This window comes from Oceaniglobus ichthyenteri (genome assembly GCF_003057885.1).
In the GTDB taxonomy this organism is placed as follows: domain Bacteria; phylum Pseudomonadota; class Alphaproteobacteria; order Rhodobacterales; family Rhodobacteraceae; genus Oceaniglobus; species Oceaniglobus ichthyenteri.
Map to the genome: position 1 here is coordinate 136,573 of NZ_QAGK01000009.1, position 18,873 is coordinate 155,445.

18 protein-coding genes, 2 pseudogenes and 1 riboswitch are annotated in these 18,873 nt (G+C 58.7%); of the genes and pseudogenes, 8 read left to right on the forward strand and 12 right to left on the reverse strand.

Features of this window, described 5'->3' with window-relative positions; genetic code table 11:
* Positions 1–10 precede the first annotated feature (10 nt).
* Together C8265_RS14175 and metZ are read right to left on the reverse strand one after the other, a co-directional pair.
* A complete protein-coding gene (locus tag C8265_RS14175) occupies positions 11–1,459 on the reverse strand; it encodes a TrkH family potassium uptake protein (RefSeq protein WP_108484670.1) in 1,449 nt (482 codons plus the stop codon).
* A gap of 92 nt (positions 1,460–1,551) precedes the next feature.
* Positions 1,552–2,733 carry an O-succinylhomoserine sulfhydrylase gene (gene metZ / locus C8265_RS14180; RefSeq protein ID WP_108484671.1) on the reverse strand — a complete coding sequence of 394 codons (1,182 nt, stop codon included), beginning with the start codon at positions 2,731–2,733 and terminating at the stop codon, positions 1,552–1,554.
* Positions 2,734–2,776: 43 nt separating this feature from the next.
* Positions 2,777–2,855: riboswitch (SAM riboswitch) on the reverse strand.
* Positions 2,856–2,948: 93 nt separating this feature from the next.
* On the opposite strand from metZ, the gene C8265_RS14185 reads away from it, so the two are divergent.
* Positions 2,949–3,653 carry a glutathione S-transferase N-terminal domain-containing protein gene (locus C8265_RS14185; protein ID WP_108484672.1) on the forward strand — a complete coding sequence of 235 codons (705 nt, stop codon included), beginning with the start codon at positions 2,949–2,951 and terminating at the stop codon, positions 3,651–3,653.
* Between the two features lies 1 nt (position 3,654).
* Here C8265_RS14185 and C8265_RS14190 read toward each other — a convergent pair whose 3' ends face one another.
* Both C8265_RS14190 and C8265_RS14195 read right to left on the reverse strand, forming a co-directional pair.
* On the reverse strand, positions 3,655–4,275 hold the full coding sequence (locus tag C8265_RS14190) for an inner membrane-spanning protein YciB (RefSeq protein ID WP_108484673.1): 621 nt from the start codon (positions 4,273–4,275) through the stop codon (positions 3,655–3,657).
* Positions 4,276–4,283: 8 nt separating this feature from the next.
* Entirely contained in the window at positions 4,284–5,186 is a 903-nt protein-coding gene (locus tag C8265_RS14195; protein WP_108484674.1) for a DMT family transporter, read from the reverse strand.
* Between the two features lie 65 nt (positions 5,187–5,251).
* On the opposite strand from C8265_RS14195, the gene C8265_RS14200 reads away from it, so the two are divergent.
* A complete protein-coding gene (locus tag C8265_RS14200; RefSeq protein ID WP_108484675.1) occupies positions 5,252–5,719 on the forward strand; it encodes an MgtC/SapB family protein in 468 nt (155 codons plus the stop codon).
* An 11-nt stretch (positions 5,720–5,730) separates the two neighbouring features.
* On the opposite strand, the gene ftsY is transcribed toward C8265_RS14200, so the two are convergent.
* Positions 5,731–6,822, reverse strand: coding sequence for a signal recognition particle-docking protein FtsY (gene ftsY, locus C8265_RS14205; RefSeq protein WP_108484702.1), 1,092 nt, complete (start codon positions 6,820–6,822; stop codon positions 5,731–5,733).
* Between the two features lie 100 nt (positions 6,823–6,922).
* Here ftsY and C8265_RS14210 point away from each other — a divergent pair, with 100 nt between their 5' ends.
* Positions 6,923–7,651 carry a BUD32 family EKC/KEOPS complex subunit gene (locus C8265_RS14210; RefSeq protein ID WP_108484676.1) on the forward strand — a complete coding sequence of 243 codons (729 nt, stop codon included), beginning with the start codon at positions 6,923–6,925 and terminating at the stop codon, positions 7,649–7,651.
* Positions 7,652–7,719: 68 nt separating this feature from the next.
* Here C8265_RS14210 and C8265_RS14215 read toward each other — a convergent pair whose 3' ends face one another.
* The gene (locus C8265_RS14215; protein ID WP_108484677.1) at positions 7,720–9,405 is read right to left on the reverse strand and encodes an NAD(P)H-dependent oxidoreductase subunit E; all 1,686 of its coding nucleotides are present in this window, start codon (positions 9,403–9,405) and stop codon (positions 7,720–7,722) included.
* Positions 9,406–9,585: 180 nt separating this feature from the next.
* On the opposite strand from C8265_RS14215, the gene C8265_RS14220 reads away from it, so the two are divergent.
* Both C8265_RS14220 and C8265_RS14225 read left to right on the forward strand, forming a co-directional pair.
* Entirely contained in the window at positions 9,586–10,659 is a 1,074-nt protein-coding gene (locus C8265_RS14220; protein ID WP_108484703.1) for an alkane 1-monooxygenase, read from the forward strand.
* Between the two features lie 67 nt (positions 10,660–10,726).
* Positions 10,727–11,122 carry a hypothetical protein gene (locus C8265_RS14225; RefSeq protein ID WP_108484704.1) on the forward strand — a complete coding sequence of 132 codons (396 nt, stop codon included), beginning with the start codon at positions 10,727–10,729 and terminating at the stop codon, positions 11,120–11,122.
* 41 nt (positions 11,123–11,163) lie between these two features.
* Here the strand turns inward: C8265_RS14225 and C8265_RS14230 are convergent, their stop codons facing one another.
* Entirely contained in the window at positions 11,164–11,940 is a 777-nt protein-coding gene (locus C8265_RS14230) for a gamma-glutamyl-gamma-aminobutyrate hydrolase family protein (protein ID WP_108484678.1), read from the reverse strand.
* Between the two features lie 113 nt (positions 11,941–12,053).
* Positions 12,054–13,601 (reverse strand): exodeoxyribonuclease VII large subunit, encoded by a 1,548-nt coding sequence (gene xseA / locus C8265_RS14235; RefSeq protein WP_108484679.1) that lies wholly within the window; start codon positions 13,599–13,601, stop codon positions 12,054–12,056.
* Between the two features lie 69 nt (positions 13,602–13,670).
* On the opposite strand from xseA, the gene purD reads away from it, so the two are divergent.
* Entirely contained in the window at positions 13,671–14,936 is a 1,266-nt protein-coding gene (purD, locus tag C8265_RS14240; protein WP_108484680.1) for a phosphoribosylamine--glycine ligase, read from the forward strand.
* A gap of 63 nt (positions 14,937–14,999) precedes the next feature.
* Here purD and C8265_RS14245 read toward each other — a convergent pair whose 3' ends face one another.
* Positions 15,000–15,731 carry an FG-GAP repeat domain-containing protein gene (locus C8265_RS14245; RefSeq protein WP_240611095.1) on the reverse strand — a complete coding sequence of 244 codons (732 nt, stop codon included), beginning with the start codon at positions 15,729–15,731 and terminating at the stop codon, positions 15,000–15,002.
* Positions 15,731–16,054, reverse strand: a complete 324-nt coding sequence (locus C8265_RS14250) for a 2Fe-2S iron-sulfur cluster-binding protein (RefSeq protein WP_108484681.1) — start codon at positions 16,052–16,054, stop codon at positions 15,731–15,733. Before C8265_RS14250 ends, C8265_RS14245 begins: the two co-directional genes overlap by 1 nt.
* A 154-nt stretch (positions 16,055–16,208) precedes the next feature.
* On the opposite strand from C8265_RS14250, the gene C8265_RS14255 reads away from it, so the two are divergent.
* Together C8265_RS14255 and C8265_RS14260 are read left to right on the forward strand one after the other, a co-directional pair.
* Positions 16,209–16,763, forward strand: coding sequence for a peptidoglycan-binding domain-containing protein (locus C8265_RS14255; RefSeq protein WP_108484682.1), 555 nt, complete (start codon positions 16,209–16,211; stop codon positions 16,761–16,763).
* Between the two features lie 290 nt (positions 16,764–17,053).
* Positions 17,054–17,613: pseudogene (locus C8265_RS14260) on the forward strand (transposase family protein); the annotation flags it as partial.
* A gap of 126 nt (positions 17,614–17,739) precedes the next feature.
* Here C8265_RS14260 and C8265_RS20000 read toward each other — a convergent pair.
* Together C8265_RS20000 and C8265_RS14270 are read right to left on the reverse strand one after the other, a co-directional pair.
* Positions 17,740–18,196, reverse strand: a pseudogene (locus C8265_RS20000) (ATP-binding protein); the annotation flags it as partial.
* A gap of 168 nt (positions 18,197–18,364) precedes the next feature.
* Positions 18,365–18,547, reverse strand: a complete 183-nt coding sequence (locus C8265_RS14270) for an ATP-binding protein (protein WP_108484683.1) — start codon at positions 18,545–18,547, stop codon at positions 18,365–18,367.
* Between the last annotated feature and the right edge of the window lie 326 nt (positions 18,548–18,873).

The window sequence follows — 18,873 nt, forward strand, 5'->3', positions numbered from 1 at the left end:
CGCCCCGCTCTCAGCCTTTCCAGAACATCGCGGTGAACAGTACATACACCGCCATCAGTTCCAACCGGCCAATCAACATGCCCGCGATCAACAACCATTTCGCGGTATCGTTCAGCGGCGCAAATGTGCCCGATGGGCCAATGATCGGCCCCAATCCCGGCCCGATATTGGAAATCGCCGTGGCAGCACCTGACAGGGAGGTGACGAAATCCAATCCCGTCATCGCCAAAAGCACCGAAAGCACGCCCAAGGACACGATGAACAGAACCAGAAACGCCATGACCGAACTCAATACGTCATCTTCGACGGGCCGGCCTTCGTATCGGGGGGTGAAAATGCCGTGAGGCGAATGGATGCGGCGGATCTGTGCATAAATCGCCGATATCAGGATTTGATAGCGGAAAATCTTGATCGAACAACAGGTTGATCCGGCACATCCGCCAATCAGGCCAACGAAAAAGAACACCACCATGGCGAAACTGCCCCACAGTTGGTAATCCACGCTGGCATATCCGGTTCCGGTGATGATTGATGCGACGTTGAATATCGCCTCGCGAAACGCGGGTTCGGACGGGCGATCAAGGTTGATCATCTGAAACCCGGTCAGCACCAGAACCACAACACTCACCAGCAGGATGAAACCGCGAATCTGCGCATCGCGCAACACTGGCCGCGCCGACCCCGCCAGCAGTTGAATATACCGCACGAACGGCAGGCTGGCCAAAATCATGAACAACGCCGAGGCATATTCCGCAGGCCCCTGAAACGCGCCAAACGATTGATCGGTGGTCGAAAATCCACCGGTCGAAAGCGTGGTCAGGGCGTGATTGATCGCCTCGAAACTTGGCAGGCCCAGCGCCAGATAGCTGAGAAAGCACACAAACGTCAAAGCCACGTAAATCCACGATATCTGCGCCGCAATCTCGGCGGCGCGCGGCAGGATCTTGCCCAGCGTATCGAATGCCTCAGAGCGGAAAATCTGCATGCCCCCCACCCGCAATTCAGGCATGAACACCATGGCGACAACGATGATCCCGATGCCGCCAAACCATTGCAGCATTGATCGCCATAACAGCAATCCGCGCGGCAAATCATCCAGCCCGGTAAATACGGTTGATCCCGTCGTGGTCAGCCCCGACATCGATTCAAACATTGCATCGGTCAGATCGGCCCCCGTTGCGCCCAGAACAAACGGCAGGGCGCCGAAGATCGGCAAGGCAACCCACACCCCAACCGTCAACAGGAACGTCTGTTGAATCGTGATCCGTTCAACCACCCCATTGGCACAGCCCAGCGCGATCAGACCACCGGTCAGGGATACAATCACGGCACTTTCCAGAAACACCGGCCAATGGCCGTTGCCCGCCACAAAATCGACGATAAGCGGCACAATCATGGTCACGCCCAAGGCGGCCACAAGCAGGCCAATGACATATCCAACGGGGCGCGGGTCGATCATGGGTCAGGGTTGGCCGGATGGGGGCGCGGTGTCAACAGTTTGCGCCGCGCCAATGCGGCATCTGGCGACGCCAAAATCTGTCTTGTCATTGGTCAAATTGCATCCAGGGCCTGCTTGAGATCGTGAAGCAAATCGTCCTGATCCTCAATCCCGATGCTGACGCGCACAAGGCCCGGCGTTATGCCCAGAATGGCGCGCTGTTCATCGCTCAGGCGTTGATGGGTGGTGGTGGCCGGGTGCGTGACGATGGATTTTGCATCGCCCAGATTGTTGGAAATCGTCATGATTTTCAACGCGTTGAGAAATTTGAACGCCGGGCCCTGCCCGCCTTTGATGTCCAGCGACAAAACCGTACCACCGCGTTTCATCAGCCGCTTTGCCACCTCATACTGCGGATGGCTGGGCAGATTCGGAAACAGCACGCGGTTCAATCGCGAATCGCCCTCAAGCGCACTGGCGATATGGGTGGCGCTGTCGGTCATCGCGCGCACCCGCAAATCCAGGGTTTCCATCCCTTTCAACATCACCCAGGCGTTGAACGGCGACATCGCACCGCCGGTGTGTTTCAGATATGGTTCAACTGTTTTGCGAATGAATTCGCGCGTGCCCAGAATGATGCCGCCCAAACACCGGCCCTGGCCATCAACGTGTTTGGTTGTGGAATAAACCACCACATCGGCGCCCATTTCCAACGCGCGGCTCCAGATAGGCGTTGCAAACACATTGTCGACAATCACGGTGGCACCGACGCTGTGGGCAATTTCGGCCACGGCCCTGAGGTCGATCACCTCAAGCGTGGGGTTTGAAATGGTTTCAAGAAATACCGCCCTGGTTTCGGGGCGCATGGCCGTGCGCCAGGCGTCCAGATCGGTGCCATCGACAAAAGTAACTTCGACCCCGAACCGCGACAGGATATCTTCAAGAATATACAGGCACGATCCGAACAAGGCGCGGGAACTGACCACATGATCACCCGCGCGCAACATCGACGTCAGCGCGCCGTTGACCGCGGCCATGCCGCTGGCGGTGGCAAACCCGTCTTCGGCGCCTTCCAATGCGGCGATGCGTTCTTCGAACATGCGCACGGTTGGGTTACCATAGCGGGCGTAGATGAATTCATCGTTACCGGGCTGCAAAAATCGCGCCTCGGCCGCTTCGGCGGTGTCATAAACGAACCCCTGGGTCAGGAATATCGCCTCGGACACCTCGCCGTACTGGCTGCGCCGGGTGCCTTCGTGCACCAATTTGGTGCGGGTGTTCCACTCTTTCGTCATGGGGTGCCCTTTCCAACAAAAACCCCCACCGTCACGGACGCCGGGGGCCATTGTCCCGACCTCTTTAGCGGAATATTTTACGTGGCCCGCAATCCGGTGAACAAAGCGCCACGATGAAAAACCGATACGCCCCTCGCCGGTCACGGTCAAGCGGTGTCGCCCTTGCACCCTCACGCTCAAAGTCACACACTCTGCACAAATTCAAGGAGAGACACATGACCGCCCCGATCGATCTTTATTACTGGCCCACGCCCAACGGCTGGAAAATCTCAATCGCGCTTGAGGAAATGGGCCTGCCCTATGCCGTGCATCTGATCAATATCGGCAAGGGCGATCAATTTGCGCCTGATTTTCTGAAAATTGCGCCCAACAATCGGATGCCCGCAATCATTGATGCGGACGGGCCGGATGGTGCGCCGATTTCGATTTTTGAATCCGGGGCCATCCTGCAATATCTCGCCCGCAAGACCGGGCAGTTTTGCGGCGAAACCCAACGACAGCGTATCGCGGTCGATCAATGGTTGATGTGGCAAATGGGTGGATTGGGCCCCATGGCCGGACAGGCGCATCATTTCCTGAAATACGCGCCTGCGATGGATCCGCCCCATGATCTGCCCTATGCGAAAGAGAGATATCGCAATGAAACCGCCCGCCTTTATGGCGTGTTGGACCGGCAGTTGGCGGAAAATGAATTTGTCGCCGGTGATTTCTTTTCAATCGCGGATATGGCGATCTGGCCTTGGGCCAGCCTGTGGGATGGGCAACAGCAAACGCTGGATGACAAACCTCACATGGCACGCTGGCTGGATGTCGTGGCCGCGCGCCCGGGTGTGAGTGCGGGCCGCGCCGTGGCCGCAGACAAACGCGCCAACCTGCAAGACGATAAACAAGCCCAAGAGCTTTTGTTCAAACGCAAATGATCTAGTCGGGCTTGGCCGTATCTGTGGCGCTGTCATCCTCAAGATAGGGTTGCAGCGCCATGATCTGGGTCCATAAAAACACAAACATCAGGATCGGAAACCCGAATGTTTCGATCTTGACCCAGGCATCGGTGGACATGGTGCGCCACACCAGTTCATTGGCCAAGGCCATGGCGGCAAAAAACACCGTCAGACGCTTGGTCAGAATCATCCAACCTTCGTCCTTCATCGGCAGCATTTCGGCCATCACATAGGCCAGATAACTGCGCCCCCGCAAAAGCCCGACACCCAGAATCACCGCGAAACAGCCATAAACGATGCTGGTTTTCATTTTGAAAAACCGTTCATCATTCATCCAGGCAGTCAGCCCGCCAAAGAAAATGACCATGAAAGCGGTAAAAATCTGCATCCGGCTAAGTTTGCCGGTCAGATACCACAGCACCCCCATGGCAATCAGCAGGATCGGCACAAATACCAAGGTCGCCACGATAAAGCCCGAATATTCGACCCCCGACATGACATAGGTGTTTTCCTTGATCTTCAGATACAGCAGGAAAAACGCCAAGGGCGGCCCCAGTTCAAGCACCTGTTTCAGAATCGGGTTGATGGTTTTATCGGCCATGGGGTCTCCTATCCGCCCATCTCAACTATCACAGCGCCCAGCGCGATCAATGCCATCAACGCCATGCGCCGCGGCCCAACCGTTTCACCCAGCACCAACCAGCCGATGAGCGCGGCAAAAACGGTGGATGTTTCGCGCAAAACCGCCGCCTCGCCCACCTTGTCCAGCCGGGTGGCCAGCATGACCGCCCCAAAACTGCCAAAGGCCAGCCAGGCGCCGATCGCCCCCTTGATCAGCAGCGGCCGCAGCGGCGGTGGCTTGACCATCCGCCGATAGCGCAGAACCGCAAGGGGCGGAAAATCGATTGCCGTGATAACGAAAAACCATGCAAGAAAGGTAAACGGATTGGGCGTGGCCCGGATCGCATAGGCATCATAGGTGGTATAAATGGCCACCATCGCCCCGGTTGCCAGGGCGATCAGCAACGCAGGCACCAGCGTTTCGCGCTGCAATTGGATGTGAATGAGATTGTACGCGGCCAGCCCGAAAATTCCACTTAACAGAACTGCAACCCCAAGCCATTGCAGAGGCGCGAAAACCTCGCCGAAAATGATCCATGCGCCGATTACCGTAAACAACGGCCCGGTGCCACGCACCACCGGATAGACCACGGTAAATGCCCCCTTGGAATAGGCAAAAGCCATGCCAACCTTGTAAATCAAATGGATACAAAGCGCGCCGAGCAGTAAAACCCATTCACCCCCCTGGGGCCAGGGCACCAGAAACAGCGCCACGGGCAGCGCGAAAATGAAGATGAAAAAATCAACCGATCCCCGGGTCAACCACGGATCGTGCATTCCTTTTTGCAGCGCGCCAAAGGCTGCGTGGATGACCGCCGCACTCATTGCCAGAATCATCGCCCATTGATGGCCGGCCTCGGTCCCCTGCAAAGATATGATCCAATCGCTCATGCGGGAACCCGCGCCGGGGGGACAAGCGTTGAGCAGGCAGTATTTTGTTGAAACTGGATCAAAGAATGCTCGATCAAATTCTCGATGAACTTAGTGGCACATTTGGCAATGTTCCGATTGCAATTGCCACTTTGCGCCTGGCCGTTGCCATCATATTGGGCGCGATGATCGGATTTGAGAGGGAGCAGCGCGAAAAAGCCGCCGGATTGCGCACGCATATTCTGATTTCGCTGGCGGCGTGCATGTTTGTCATCGTGTCCCAAGGCATCAGCAACATATCGTTCGGCCCCCCCGATCAGACCCAGGTTGACCCCCTGCGCCTGATCGAGGCGGTGACCGCCGGCGTTGCCTTTTTGGCCGCTGGCGCAATTTTCAAACAGGGCGCCAAGGTGCACAACCTGACCACGGGGGCGGGCATGTGGTTGGCCGGTGCCATCGGGTTGGCCTGCGGCACCGGCCAAATTCCGCTTGCTGTTCTGGCCACTGTCATGTGCGTTACCGTTTTGTGGGTGCTGCGCCGGGCCGAACAATAAGACCGCGCAGGTCAGGGCGCTGCTCCTGTGGCGCTACCGGTCAGGGCCGCGGCGAATTCTTCGGGGTCAAAGGGTGACAAATCGTCGATCTGCTCGCCCACGCCGATGGCGTGAATAGGCAGGCCAAACCGATCGGCAAGCGCCACCAACACACCGCCCCGCGCGGTGCCGTCAAGCTTGGTCATCACCAGACCGCTGACATCGGCGAGTTTGCGAAATATCTCAACCTGTTGCAGGGCGTTCTGCCCCGTCGTTGCATCCAGAACCAACAGGGTATTGTGCGGGGCTGTCGGGTCTTTTTTGCGGATCACGCGCACGATCTTGGTCAGCTCTTCCATCAGGTCGGCGCGGTTTTGCAGACGCCCCGCCGTGTCAATCAACAACAGGTCCGCGCCACTTTCACCCGCCTTTGTCATCGCATCAAACGCCAGACTGGCCGGATCAGACCCTTCTGGCGCGGTCAACACCGGCACTCCGGCCCGTTCGCCCCACACTTGCAATTGCTCAACTGCGGCGGCGCGAAACGTATCGCCTGCGGCAATCACCACCGATTTGCCTGCCGCGCGGAACTGGCTGGCCAATTTGCCGATGGTCGTGGTTTTGCCAGATCCGTTCACACCCACCACCAACACCACTTGGGGTCGGTTGGGATACAGCGGCATAGGCCGGGCCACAGGCTCCATTATCCGCGCAATCTCCTGCGCCATCAACGCGCGGATTTCGCCCGATGACAACCGTTTGCCAAACCGCCCTTCGGCCATGTTCGCCGTCACACGGGTGGCTGTTTCCACGCCCATATCCGCACTGATCAGCAGTTCTTCCAACTGCTCCAGCATTTCATCATCCAACGCGCGCCGCACCACCTGTTCGGGCGTCGCGCGCCCGGCCAAACGGCCCAAAAGGCCCGGCTTTACCGGCGATGCCTGTGGCGTCTGCACGGGCGGATTTTCGGCTTTGACAGGGGGCTCCGTGGCCACAGGGGGCGCTTGGGGTTCGGGCAACTGCTCGGGTCCACCACCGTCTTCGACAATGGCATCCACGCCCTCTTCCAACTTGGAAGAGCTTTTGAACAGCTTACTTTTCAGCTTGTTGAAAAATGACACATCCAACCCTCCTCAGGCTTCCCATGACCTAAGCCAGTTGGAACCGGGATGGAAGAGCGTCAGGTTTGTAACACCGCAAATGCACCGGTATAGTTTGCCAATGACAGATGATGACAGCCTCACCCAGCGCATTGCCACCGCTTTGGCCACGAATCCGCAGCGCGTACAGCGCCTTGATCACGCTGGGCAAACCATCTGGATCAAACGCCGTGAAACACCGGGTTTGCTTTTGCGGCTGCAAAAGGGCAACCCCGACGCCGCGTTCAAGGCCGAGCGTCACGCCCTGCACGAATGGCACCGGATGCGCGCCCCCGCCCCCAAAATCCTGGCAGAGGGGACGGATTTTCTCGCCCTCGCCGATTCCGGCCGCCCGTTAAACGCGCTGCTGAGCGATCCACAGATCACAACCGCCGACCGGATCGAAGCCTTTCACGCCGCCGGCCGCGCACTGGCCGCGCTTCATGCACGACAGATCAGTCATGGCCGCCCCTCACTCAAGGATATCTGTTGGGACGGTCAGAAAATCACTTTTCTTGATCTTGAACGTTACGCCGCGCGGCGCAACACGCCCCAAGGGCACGCGATGGACCTTGTGATGTTCGTTTTCAACGCCTTGGTGGTGGGGCGTGGCATGACACCCGAACTGAATGCCGCGATACAAACCTATCGCGCCAATGATCCCGATAACATTTGGGGTCTGGCCCGCGCGTGGTGCCATAAAATGCGTTGGATCGATTGGATCACGAAACCCGTACAATTGCGCCGGGGCGGCAAGGCCAAGGAATTCAAGGCGATCCCTCTTACCTTGGCAGTTTTCGCCAACGGCTGACAGGTCAGCGTTTCGCCCGACCCAAGCGCCAAACCAATCATCCTGTGCGCCGCAGGCGCTCCGTCTGGTTACACCTCGTCCGGGAAATACTTCATTGTCAGGCGAATCGGGTTTGGGGCCGCCTGCCCCAACCCACAGATCGACGCATCGCTCATCGCTGTGCACAGATCCTCTAACAGGTCCGCATCCCATTGATCAGCTTGCATGAGTTTCACCGCCTTCTCACATCCCACCCGGCAGGGCGTGCATTGGCCACAGCTTTCATCCTCAAAAAACCGTAACATATTCAACGCGGCGTCGCGCGCTTTGTCCCGATCGCTCAACACCACGACGGCGGCCGATCCGATAAAACTGCCCATTGGCTGCAACGTATCAAAATCAAGCGGCACATCGTTCATACTCGCAGGCAAAATCCCCGATGATGGGCCGCCCGGTTGATAGGCCTTGAACACATGGCCCGCTGCCATGCCCCCGGCGGCCGCGATGATATCGGCAATCGTCGATCCGGCTGGCAATACATACATGCCCGGCCGCGCAACCCGCCCCGATACGGAATAGCTGCGCAAACCCGTGCGCCCATTCCGTTCAACCGATGATAAAATCTCCGGCCCCTCCCGGCAGATCCGCGCAACCCAATGCAGTGTTTCAATATTATGCACCAGGGTCGGGCGCCCGAAAACACCCACCTGCGCCACATAGGGCGGGCGATGCCGGGGCAACCCGCGCTTGCCCTCGATGCTCTCGATCATCGCGCTTTCTTCGCCACAGATATAGGCCCCCGCCCCACGGCGCAGGTCGATATAACCCGGGGCGACCACCCCTGCCGCCTCAAGCGCGGCGATTTCGCGGCGCAAAATCTCCAGCACCGCCGGATATTCATCGCGCATATAAATGTAACAGGTTTCTGCCCCGACCGCCCAGGCGGCGATCAGCATGCCCTCCAGAAACAAATGCGGCGTCCGTTCCAGATAATAACGATCCTTGAAGGTGCCCGGCTCGCCCTCATCGCCGTTTACCGCCAGATAACGGGGGCCGGGATTGCCGCGCACAAACCCCCATTTCTTCCCCGAAGGAAAGCCCGCGCCGCCCAGCCCACGCAGGCCCGACGCCAGCACCTTGTCCTGCACGGCCTCCCAATCGCCGGATTCCGATAATGTTGCAAATGTGCTATATCCACCCTTCGAAACGTAAGATTCATAGGTTTCATAGTCGGGAATGTGACAGTGCGTATCGCCTGTCGCAATTGCTTCTTGCACCTTTTCCAGGGTCGCGTGACCAATATGATTGTGGCCCAGCTCCAGCACCGGCGCCACATCACATCGCCCCATACAGGGCGCGCGTAACACCCGCACCTCTGCCGCATCCAACCCGGACTCCAACGCAGATTTCAGCGCCTGCGCCCCTGCCAATTCGCACGACAGGGAATCACAAACCCGGATCGTCAACGCCGGTGGCGCCGCTTCACCCTCTTTCACTACGTCGAAATGGGCGTAAAACGTCGCCACTTCATAAACTTCGGCCATCGAAAGGCGCATCTCTTCGGCCAAGGCGCGCAGATGATCTGCGTGCAAACACCCCTCGGCGTCCTGGATCACATGCATGAATTCAATCAACAAATCGCGCCGACGTGGGGCATCGCCCAACAATTCGCGCACCCGCGCCAAAGCCGCATCATCCAATTGCCGCCCCTTTGGCGTTTTACGTCCGCGCCCCTTGCCGGATTTCCAAACCCCTTTGCGTTGATCCAGTGCCATATTGCGCCCTTCCTGTCTGTGCCGTCACCATATCCGCCGGTTGCCGCGCCGCCCACGTCAAATGCGACACACAAGCCGCCCATCAAGGCATCACACCCCCGTCACTGACGCCAATCGGAAACATTTTACGCTGCAATTATGCCGCAAAATACACTGATTTTTCATCTATGGCCTGATATCATGAAAAACATGAAACCCGATTCCGCCCGCCTGTTTGCCATTGCAACTCTTTTACCGGTTTTGCCGTTACTGGCCGGTGCATTTTTCGGTGGGTCGGCGGTTTGGCTGGGTTTACTGCTGATGACCGCACTTGTGTACGGTCTGGATCATCTGGTTAAACGGGTAAATCATGCCGCCCCGCCAGATGCGACTGGTGAGTTTCCGACCGGCAATCCGCTGTCTCTTGGGCTGGCGGTCGCGCATTTCATTCTACTGTTCGCGGCGGTCCATGCTTTGGGTCGCGGCACATCTTTGTCTGCGTTGCAACATCTGGGCCTGTTCATGGGCGTTGGGCTATGGTTGGGCCAGGTCAGCAATTCGAACGCGCATGAGCTGATTCATCGGACTGACAGGCGGCTGTTTCGGGTTGGCAAATGGCTGTATATTTCCTTGCTGTTTGGTCATCACACCTCGGCTCATCGCAAGGTGCATCACCGGTTTGTGGCCTCTCGCGATGATCCCAATACCGCCCAGCTGGGCGAATCTTATTACAGTTTCCTTGCGCGCGCCTGGCCCGATGGGTTTGCCGCCGGATGGGAAATGGAGAAATCCGTTTTAACCCGCAGCGGCCAAAAATTTGCGATGCTGCGCCACCCCTATATCGCCTATATCCTGGGGGCAGTCGGGTTTATGGGGCTGGCTGTCGTCATCGGCGGATTTTTTGGGCTGATCTGGTATGTCGCCCTGGCGGGGTTCGCTCAGGCGCAATTGTTGCTTTCGGATTATGTACAACATTACGGGCTTGAACGCCGCGCCATTGATCCCACCCGGTTGGAACCAGTCGGCCCACACCACAGCTGGAATGCGCCACACTGGTATTCCGGTGCAATGATGTTGAACGCGCCCCGCCATTCCGATCACCATACCAATCCGGCAAAACCCTATCCCGCGCTTGACCTCGGCGAAGACGTGCCAATGCTGCCCCGATCCTTACCTGTCATGGGCATGATTGCCCTTTGGCCCCCTGCATGGCGGCGCATCATGGATAAACGTGCCAAAGCGTGGCGGCCAAAGGTGCGCTCTGCCGCCGCCTGACAAAGAAGTGAGCATGGCCATGATCGCAAGTCTGGCAAGAACGCAATGTCTGTGCCATGATTTCGGTATGAAACATTTCATTTTCGCCGCGTTCGCGCTGCTGGCCACCCCTTTGGCCGCTGAAACGCCCCTGACCGGGCCTGAATTTGATGCCTATACCCAAGGCAAGACGCTGTATTTCAATTCGGGCGGCGTGTCATACGGAGTTGAGGAATACATGCCCAACCGGCGCGTGCGCTGGTCGTTTCTGGATGGCGAATGCAAAGAGGGTGAATGGTATGAAAACGGATCCCAGATCTGTTTTGAATATGATGACGGCACTGGCCCGCAATGCTGGACCTTTTTCAAAGGCCAGGGCGGATTGCGCGCCCGGTTTGAGGGTGAAAACGTAAGCGATTTCCTGTACGAAGCGCGCCAAAGCGATGAACCGATGGTATGTCTCGGCCCCAAAATCGGCGTTTGACGTTCATCATTTGACGAAAGCGCCGCGCCAAAACGCGGGGTTCAAGATGCCTTTGCAACCGGCGTACGTTTGCCCATGGCCCATTTTGCGGCGGCCGCCCCAAAGGCGGCGAACAAGGGGCGCGACACCGGATCATTGGCGGCGTTCCATTCGGGATGCCACTGAACCGACAGGCAAAAACCGGGCGCATCCTTGATATAAATCGCTTCGGGCGTCGTGTCGGGTGCCCGTCCGTCAATCACCACCCGCTGTCCCGGCGTGCGAATGCCTTGGCCGTGCAACGTATTGGTCAGCACCTTTTGCGACCCCATCAAACGATGGAATGGCCCGCCCTCGGTGAAGGTCACGGTGTGGCGCAGTTCAAATTTTTCCTCCAGCGTGCCATCGGGCGGCATACGGTGATTGTCACGCCCCGGCAGATCGCGGATTTCGGGATCAAGCGTGCCGCCCATGGCCACGTTCACCTCTTGAAACCCTCGGCAAATCCCGAAAAATGGCTGCCCCCGCTCAACACAGGCGCGCACAAGGGGCAGCGTGATCGAATCGCGGGCGCGGTCAAAATCACCATGGGCGGGGGTTGGGGTTTCGCCGTATTCTTCGGGGTGCACATTGGGGCGACCACCGGTCAGCAAAAATCCATCACAGGCCTCAAGCAATTCAGCCACGGAAACAAACCGCGGATCGGCCGGGATCAACAGCGGCAAGGCGCCCGACACATCGGCAACCGCTTCGGTATTCATCAACCCGCCCGCCGTTACCGGATATTGATCGTGCAATAGGTTGTGATTCCCGATAATCCCGACGATGGGGCGCGTCATAGGTTTCGTTCCTTTGCTAAATCTTTTCGCAGGATAGAGCGTTTGCGCCGCGCCGCCAACCAAATTTCCGACAGCTTGCCAAAGACTTGGCCGTTGGGTTGGGCGCTGAACATCTACAAAAGCTCGCCCTGTTCGGGGGGCGATTTTGGTGGTTTGCGTTTTTTGGGCGGGGCCGTGCCCACCGTATAATCACCATCGCCAAAACGCAGGGTGAGCGGATGCGCCTTGGCGGCAGCTGCCTTGGTGGTGATCACCGCATCCCCACTCAGAACCACCACATAGCCACGCTTCAGGGTTTCTTCATAGCCAAGGGTCAGGCGCACCCGTTCCAGCGCGGTCAATTTCCGGTGCGCCAAGGCCAGGCGTTCGGTCTGGGCGCGCTGCATCCGGTCGGCCAGCCGGGCCAGATCACGCCGCCCCGCATCGATTTCACGCGCGATTGGCACAGGGCTCAGGCGATTGGCCCGTTGTGCCAGACGATCAGCCTGGGTCGCGACGGCGCGGTTCAGGCCCGGTGCCAAACGGGCCGCCAATCCGTTTATTTGCCGCGTATCGTTATCCATCCGCGCGCGCAGGGTGGCCGGTCGCAGCACCGCCGCCGCCTGGGTCAGCCGCGCGCGCGCACCCTGACTGTGCCGGGTCAGGGCCGCAGGCAGGCGCGCGGCGGCCAGATCCAACCGTTGCCGCGCCGGGGCCAGCAGACTTTCCAGCCGGGGCAAGGCGCGCGACACATCGCGCAACCGTTGACCGCGCTGGGCCAACATCCGCCCCGACGCCCCGGTCATCCGCGCGCCCTGCCCCGTGACCAGGGCCAAAAGATCGGCACGCACCGGCACCGCCAGTTCCGCCGCTGCTGTGGGCGTGGGTGCGCGTTTGTCGGAAACGAAATCAATCAAGGTCGTATCGGTTTCATGGCCAACTGCGCTGATCAACGGGATATCGCTTTCGGCTGCCGCGCGCGCGACGATTTCTTCGTTAAACCCCCACAAATCTTCGATGCTGCCGCCACCGCGCGCCACGATCAACAGATCGGGCCGGGGAATCGCCCCGCCGGGGGTAAGGCCATTGAACCCGCGAATCGCCCGGGCGACCTGTGGCGCACAGTCTTTTCCCTGAACCGCGACGGGCCAGATCAACACCTGGCGCGGAAACCGTTCGCGCAAGCGGTGCAATATATCGCGAATCACCGCGCCGCTGGGCGATGTGACCACGCCAATCACCTGTGGCAGATAGGGCAGCGGGCGTTTACGACCTTCGGCAAACAGCCCTTCGGCCTCAAGGGTTTTCTTGCGCTTTTCCAGCATCGCCATCAACGCGCCCACCCCGGCCGGGCGCAGATCATCCACCGTCAGTTGGTATTTCGATTGCGACCCAAAGGTGGTGAGTTGGCCGGTGGCCACAACCTCCATCCCCTCTTCTGGAACGGTGGCCAGGGCGGCAACCTGACCCTTCCATGTGACTGAGGCCAGGACGCTGCGATCATCCTTGATGTCGAAATACAAATGCCCCGAGCGCGCCTTGAACACGCGCCCAACCTCACCGCGCACCCGGACGCGGCCAAATTCGCCCTCGATGACCCGTTTTACCGCGCCTGCAATTTCGGTCACGGTATATTCGTGGGCATTTTCGCCGGGGGTGGGATCATCAATCAGGTCAGACATAGGGCGGCCTTGTGAACAGGGAAACTCCACCCTAGAACGCCCGGGACACAAACGAAAGTGAGGCGCGCCATGAACATCCTGATTTTAGGCAGCGGTGGGCGTGAACATGCCCTGGCATGGGCCGTTCTGCAAAACCCCAGATGCGACCGTTTGATCGTGGCGCCGGGCAATGCGGGCATCGCAATGATCGCCAAATGCGCCACCTTGGACATTCTGAATGGCGGCGCGGTGGTGCAGTTTTCAGAAGAAAACGCCATTGATTTCGTGATTATCGGGCCAGAGGCCCCTTTGGCCGCAGGTGTGGCCGATGATCTGCGCAGTGCGGGCATTTTGGTATTGGGGCCGGGCCAGGCGGCAGCGCAGTTGGAAGCAAGCAAGCGGTTCACCAAAGAGGTGTGCGATGCCGCAGGTGCGCCCACCGCCGCCTGGGCGCGGTTTGATGCGGCAGAGCCTGCACGCGCCTATATCCGCGAAAAAGGCGCACCAATCGTGGTCAAGGCCGATGGGTTGGCCGCGGGCAAAGGCGTGATTGTCGCGCTGGACGAGGCAACAGCGCTGGCCGCGGTGGATGATATGTTCGCAGGCGAATTTGGCGATGCCGGGGCCGAGGTGGTGATCGAAGAATTCATGGAGGGCGAAGAGGCATCGTTTTTCGTTCTGTGTGACGGCGAAACCGTCCTCCCAATCGGCACCGCGCAAGATCACAAACGCGTCGGCGCGGGCGACACCGGGCCAAACACCGGCGGCATGGGCGCCTATTCCCCCGCGCCGGTGATGACCGATGCGGTGGTCGAGGCGACCATGGCGCAAATCGTACGCCCCACGATGGCGGAAATGGTGCGCCGTGGCACTCCGTTTCAGGGTGTGCTGTTTGTCGGGCTGATGATCGAAAACGGTCAACCCCGATTGGTGGAATACAACGTGCGCTTTGGCGATCCGGAATGTCAGTGCCTTATGATGCGCCTGGGGGCGCAGGCGCTGGATCTGATGCTGGCCTGCGCCAATGGACAGCTGGACAAGGCCCAGGTGAATTGGGCCAATGACCATGCCATGTGCGTGGTTATCGCGGCCAACGGATACCCCGGAGCATATGAAAAAGGCGATGTGATCGCCGGTCTTGATCGGCTGCGTGCTGACAGTTTCGCCATGATGTTTCATGCGGGGACCCTCAAGGTTGACGGACAGATGGCGGCACATGGGGGGCGGGTGCTGGGTGCAACGGCACGCGGTGCCACATTGCGTGAAGCCCGGGATCGCGCCTATGACCTGGTGGATGATGTGCACTGGCCGGGCGGGTTTTGTCGGCGCGATATCGGGTGGCGCGCGCTGGATTGACCCCGGGCAATTGGGGGCCAGCCCCCAGACCCCCGGGATATTTTCAGCAAGAAAAAACAGATGTTACTGACACGACATCGTTTTGATAAAGCTGGACCGGTCGGTATGCGGCGCAATTGAGCGGGTGGATAGGGTGGCGTTGTTCAACCGCGTTGCCATCACGTTGCGCCAATCTGCATCTGCAGTGATCAATTCGGGGCCTTGGCCACAATCACGGATGCCACCGGCGATGTCGTTTTCTCCTATGCGGTGGTTTGTCAGGCCGGTAAGGGATGCCACCGGTGTAAGGCTGAAGCGTTGATCGCCGTGGGCTGCAAAGCGCCAGACCTGAAGGGTTTTGGCAAGATGCGGGCGGTCGATCCAGGCAATCTCCATGGTGCCGTCCCCGTCCAGATCGGCAGCCCCCAGCGGCGAGAGCCAGCGAAAGCGGTGTCCGATCGGGGGTGAGGCCACGAGGGGGACGAGCCGCGCATTGGGATCAAGCCCCCAAACGGCAAGGCGCGCGCCCAAGATATCGCTGCTTTCAACGGTGATGACTTCGGGCGTGCCATCGCCGGTAAGATCGACCAGCCGGGGCGCGGTATCTTCGAAAATCATGCCCGGTGGCCATGTCGCCGATTGACGGCTGCCATCGTCCAGCGTGACCGCAAGTGTGGCAAATTCCACGTCATCGCCCAACACACCGTGGGCATAACGCGTCGTCGGATCGCTATAGCGGGCGCTGCTGATCTTTGCGGCTGCGCCCGGTGACGCAGCAAGGGCGGCGCAGACACATAGGGCCTGCGCCAGCGCCATCAGATTTGTTTTTCCGGCATCTGTACGATCAGACCATCCAACGCGTCGGTGACTTTCAACTGACAGGTCAGACGTGACCGCGCCGGATCGGGTTGGAACGCAAAATCCAGCATGTCTTCTTCCATGCTGTCTTTTTCGGGCAATTTGGAAACCCAATCGGGATGCACATACACATGGCACGTGGAACAGGCGCAGGCCCCGCCGCAATCGGCCTCGATCCCGGGAATGCCATTGTCGCGCGCGCCTTCCATTACGGTCAGCCCATCGGCCACATCCACCACATGTTCGGTGCCGCCATGTTCGATATAGGTTATCTTTGCCATCTGCACGGGTTCCCTTTTCGCAAATCTTGCGCGTTATCTAGTGGGCAAAGCGCCAAGATGCCAGTGCGATTCCGCCAATCTGTGGATAAGTGGCTTCCGCAGGGGCGGCAGACGGGGTATGATGCGGCCAAACGCCCACCAGAGGCAGAGCAGTATGACAAGAAATCGGGTTTTCACGGCAGGGATTGTCGGCTGTGCAATAGTGGCCTTGGCCGGTTGCGCGCCCATGGCCATGCCCGATGTATCCCGGTTTCAAGAACCCGAGTTGAAAGTGGTCGATGCGCCTGCCAACACCAACCCGAATGCCTGTTACAGCAGTGATATTACTCCGGCTACCGTCGAAACCGTGACGGAACAGGTGTTGGTTCAGCCTGCCGAAGTTTCACCGGATGGCACCGTGCTGCGGCCCGCCAGTTATCGGACCGAGACAGAAACCAGGATCATCAAGGATCGGTCGGAGATTGTATTTGAAACGGTATGTGAAAAAGATCTGACGCCGCAATTCGTCGCCAGCTTGCAACGGGCCCTTGCCGTGCGTGGTTTATACACCGGACCGGTGACCAGCGAAATGAACGCAGAAACCCGGCGCGCCGTACGGCGGTTTCAAAACCCCGAAGGATTGCACAGCAGCGTTTTGTCGGTAGCTGCGGCAAAACGGCTGGGCCTAGCCGTATACAGCCGGGACGAAGCATTGGCCACGCGCCGCTGAGCAGCCATAAAAAAGGGCGCCACACTGAGCCAGCCCCTACGACAATTACTGAAAATTCCTTGTTCATATAGACGCTGGTTTTTTTGTCTGATCGACCTTAGGACTATAGCTTCTGTTCCTTAATGTGATCCATCACCGGCCTCACAAAAGAAGTTCCAGCATTCGTCGAATGTGACCAGCTCACAGATTTGTGCGAGCGCGACGAACATTTGGTCGAATGGGTAATCCCCCCGAATTTAAGGGGCTGCAAAAGTAGAATTTTCTCGGCAGGATGAACGAGAAGATTTCGAATGAAGACAAGCAGATACACTGAACCGGAGATCCTTGCGATCCTGGCCAGGCCGAAGGCGGTGTGCCGGTAGCGGAGCTGTGCCGCGAACAGGGCATGATGCCATTGCCCGGCAGGTGATTGCCCTGCAATCGCCGAGAGGGAACGCGTCGTTCTATAATTGGCGGGCCAAACGAGACCTTGTTCGCTATTGGTTCAAGAATAATGGTCGAGTGCGGCATGATGGATGCGTCCATGGCCAGCCAGATGAAAGCCATGGAGGAAGAGAACCGCAGACTGAAGCGGATGTATGCGGACCTGAGCATGCAGAACGATTTGCTGAAGGAAGCCCTTGGAAAAAATTATATATCGGCCATCTCAGCGCCGCGAGATGGCCGAAACGGCGTTGGAATGACGGGGCATCAGCATTATGCTGGCATGTCGGGCGTTTGACGTCAGCGAGACCTGTTATCGCTACAGCCCGAAGCTGAAGGACGAGAACGAGGTGATCGCCGATCTGCTGACAGGGCTGACAGATGCACGAAAGACTTGGGTTTTGGCTTGTGTTTCCTGCATTTGCGTGTCAATGATCGTTCAAAACTGACCCGGCTTCAGCGTTTGATTTTGACCCGCCTATTCGGTGGCAAAGCCGCCAGGCGGGCCGCCCTCATATAGCGAGTCTGTCTGAGGACTTTGTCTGCGTCGCGGTTATTTTTCTGTGCGGCGTTTGCTCTGCGCGAAGCAGTATGACCTGTTGCTGGTCTTGATGATGGCGCAGTGGTGCGTGACGCGATCCAAGAGCGCGGTTGTCATCTTGGCATCCACTGCCCGGCAGGCGCATCTGGAAGATGCTGCCGAGAGGGGCCGAAGACAGCGACCCATTCCCCGAACTCAGGTTGGCGGTGAGGATGACGCTGGTTTTCTCGTAGAGCTTGCTGATCCGCTGGCCGGCAGGCGAATGCATGCATTCGCTGAGAGGCAGGTGGAACAGCAGTGCGCCGCCGGATTTCGGGAGTGAACGTCGGTTCGCTTAGCGACAAACCATCCGAGGGATGGTTTGAGGCGTGAACGGGCGGAGCCCGATATAGCCCAACTCGTCGATGATGACGCAATCCAGAGCCGACAGTTGCCGGATGATCTTCCCGGCATTACCATCGGCTTGTTCCTTGATCCGCTGCCCGGCAGTGTATGGTTACATGCATGAGAGGGAGGGCATTGATCCGATCGACCGCGTTGAAGAAGTGGGCCTTCTTGCCGTTGTTGATCAATGTGGTTCCAAGCGCGATAGCGATATTGGGTGAAGGGCGCCTTGGAAACACGCCAGTGGCGTGTTTCAGCCCGGAACGGGCGGAGCCCCCTCTTTGCCCGCCCCGGTTCCGCCCACCAGGATGAGGTTGTGTGCCTCTTTGGTGAACTGGCCTGAGCAGAACGGTTCGATCTGGGCCTGGGTGACGGCGGCCGCACCGTAATGAGTGGTGGCAAAATCCTTGTGATGCGGGAACTTCGTGATGCGCATTTGATACTGGCCTCTCAGTGATGCAGAACCAGGCAGGTGGAACGGACTCGCACCGTCTTCTCCACGTAGCCGTCAAAAGCCCGCCCCAGGGGGCGCAGCTCGGCGCGCTCATCTTCAAAAATCTCCGCAATCGTGCGGGTCGATTGTTCAGGGTGGGCGCGATTTGCCAGCTTCTCGCAGCGCAGGCGCAACCAGTCGTTGAACCGCCCCGGGTTTACCGGAGAGTGTTTTGTTCAAATCTTAGGCTGCTTTATCATGGCCGTTTAAGTTTTCATAGAAAGCGTCCTCTGCTTCTTGTGGCGTAGTATAGCCGATGGCGCTGTGCA

Excerpts from the sequence above, each read along its gene's own strand:
- C8265_RS14270 (WP_108484683.1), bottom strand. The coding sequence starts at position 18,547 with ATGCGCATCACGAAGTTCCCGCATCACAAGGATTTTGCCACCACTCAT.
- C8265_RS14225 (WP_108484704.1), top strand. The coding sequence starts at position 10,727 with ATGAAACATTTCATTTTCGCCGCGTTCGCGCTGCTGGCCACCCCTTTG.
- C8265_RS14245 (WP_240611095.1), bottom strand. The coding sequence starts at position 15,731 with ATGGCGCTGGCGCAGGCCCTATGTGTCTGCGCCGCCCTTGCTGCGTCA.
- C8265_RS14255 (WP_108484682.1), top strand. The coding sequence starts at position 16,209 with ATGACAAGAAATCGGGTTTTCACGGCAGGGATTGTCGGCTGTGCAATA.
- C8265_RS14220 (WP_108484703.1), top strand. The coding sequence starts at position 9,586 with ATGAAAAACATGAAACCCGATTCCGCCCGCCTGTTTGCCATTGCAACT.
- C8265_RS14200 (WP_108484675.1), top strand. The coding sequence starts at position 5,252 with ATGCTCGATCAAATTCTCGATGAACTTAGTGGCACATTTGGCAATGTT.
- C8265_RS14215 (WP_108484677.1), bottom strand. The coding sequence starts at position 9,405 with ATGGCACTGGATCAACGCAAAGGGGTTTGGAAATCCGGCAAGGGGCGC.
- purD (WP_108484680.1), top strand. The coding sequence starts at position 13,671 with ATGAACATCCTGATTTTAGGCAGCGGTGGGCGTGAACATGCCCTGGCA.
- C8265_RS14230 (WP_108484678.1), bottom strand. The coding sequence starts at position 11,940 with ATGACGCGCCCCATCGTCGGGATTATCGGGAATCACAACCTATTGCAC.
- xseA (WP_108484679.1), bottom strand. The coding sequence starts at position 13,601 with ATGTCTGACCTGATTGATGATCCCACCCCCGGCGAAAATGCCCACGAA.
- metZ (WP_108484671.1), bottom strand. The coding sequence starts at position 2,733 with ATGACGAAAGAGTGGAACACCCGCACCAAATTGGTGCACGAAGGCACC.
- C8265_RS14190 (WP_108484673.1), bottom strand. The coding sequence starts at position 4,275 with ATGGCCGATAAAACCATCAACCCGATTCTGAAACAGGTGCTTGAACTG.
- C8265_RS14210 (WP_108484676.1), top strand. The coding sequence starts at position 6,923 with ATGACAGATGATGACAGCCTCACCCAGCGCATTGCCACCGCTTTGGCC.
- C8265_RS14175 (WP_108484670.1), bottom strand. The coding sequence starts at position 1,459 with ATGATCGACCCGCGCCCCGTTGGATATGTCATTGGCCTGCTTGTGGCC.
- C8265_RS14185 (WP_108484672.1), top strand. The coding sequence starts at position 2,949 with ATGACCGCCCCGATCGATCTTTATTACTGGCCCACGCCCAACGGCTGG.
- C8265_RS14250 (WP_108484681.1), bottom strand. The coding sequence starts at position 16,054 with ATGGCAAAGATAACCTATATCGAACATGGCGGCACCGAACATGTGGTG.
- C8265_RS14195 (WP_108484674.1), bottom strand. The coding sequence starts at position 5,186 with ATGAGCGATTGGATCATATCTTTGCAGGGGACCGAGGCCGGCCATCAA.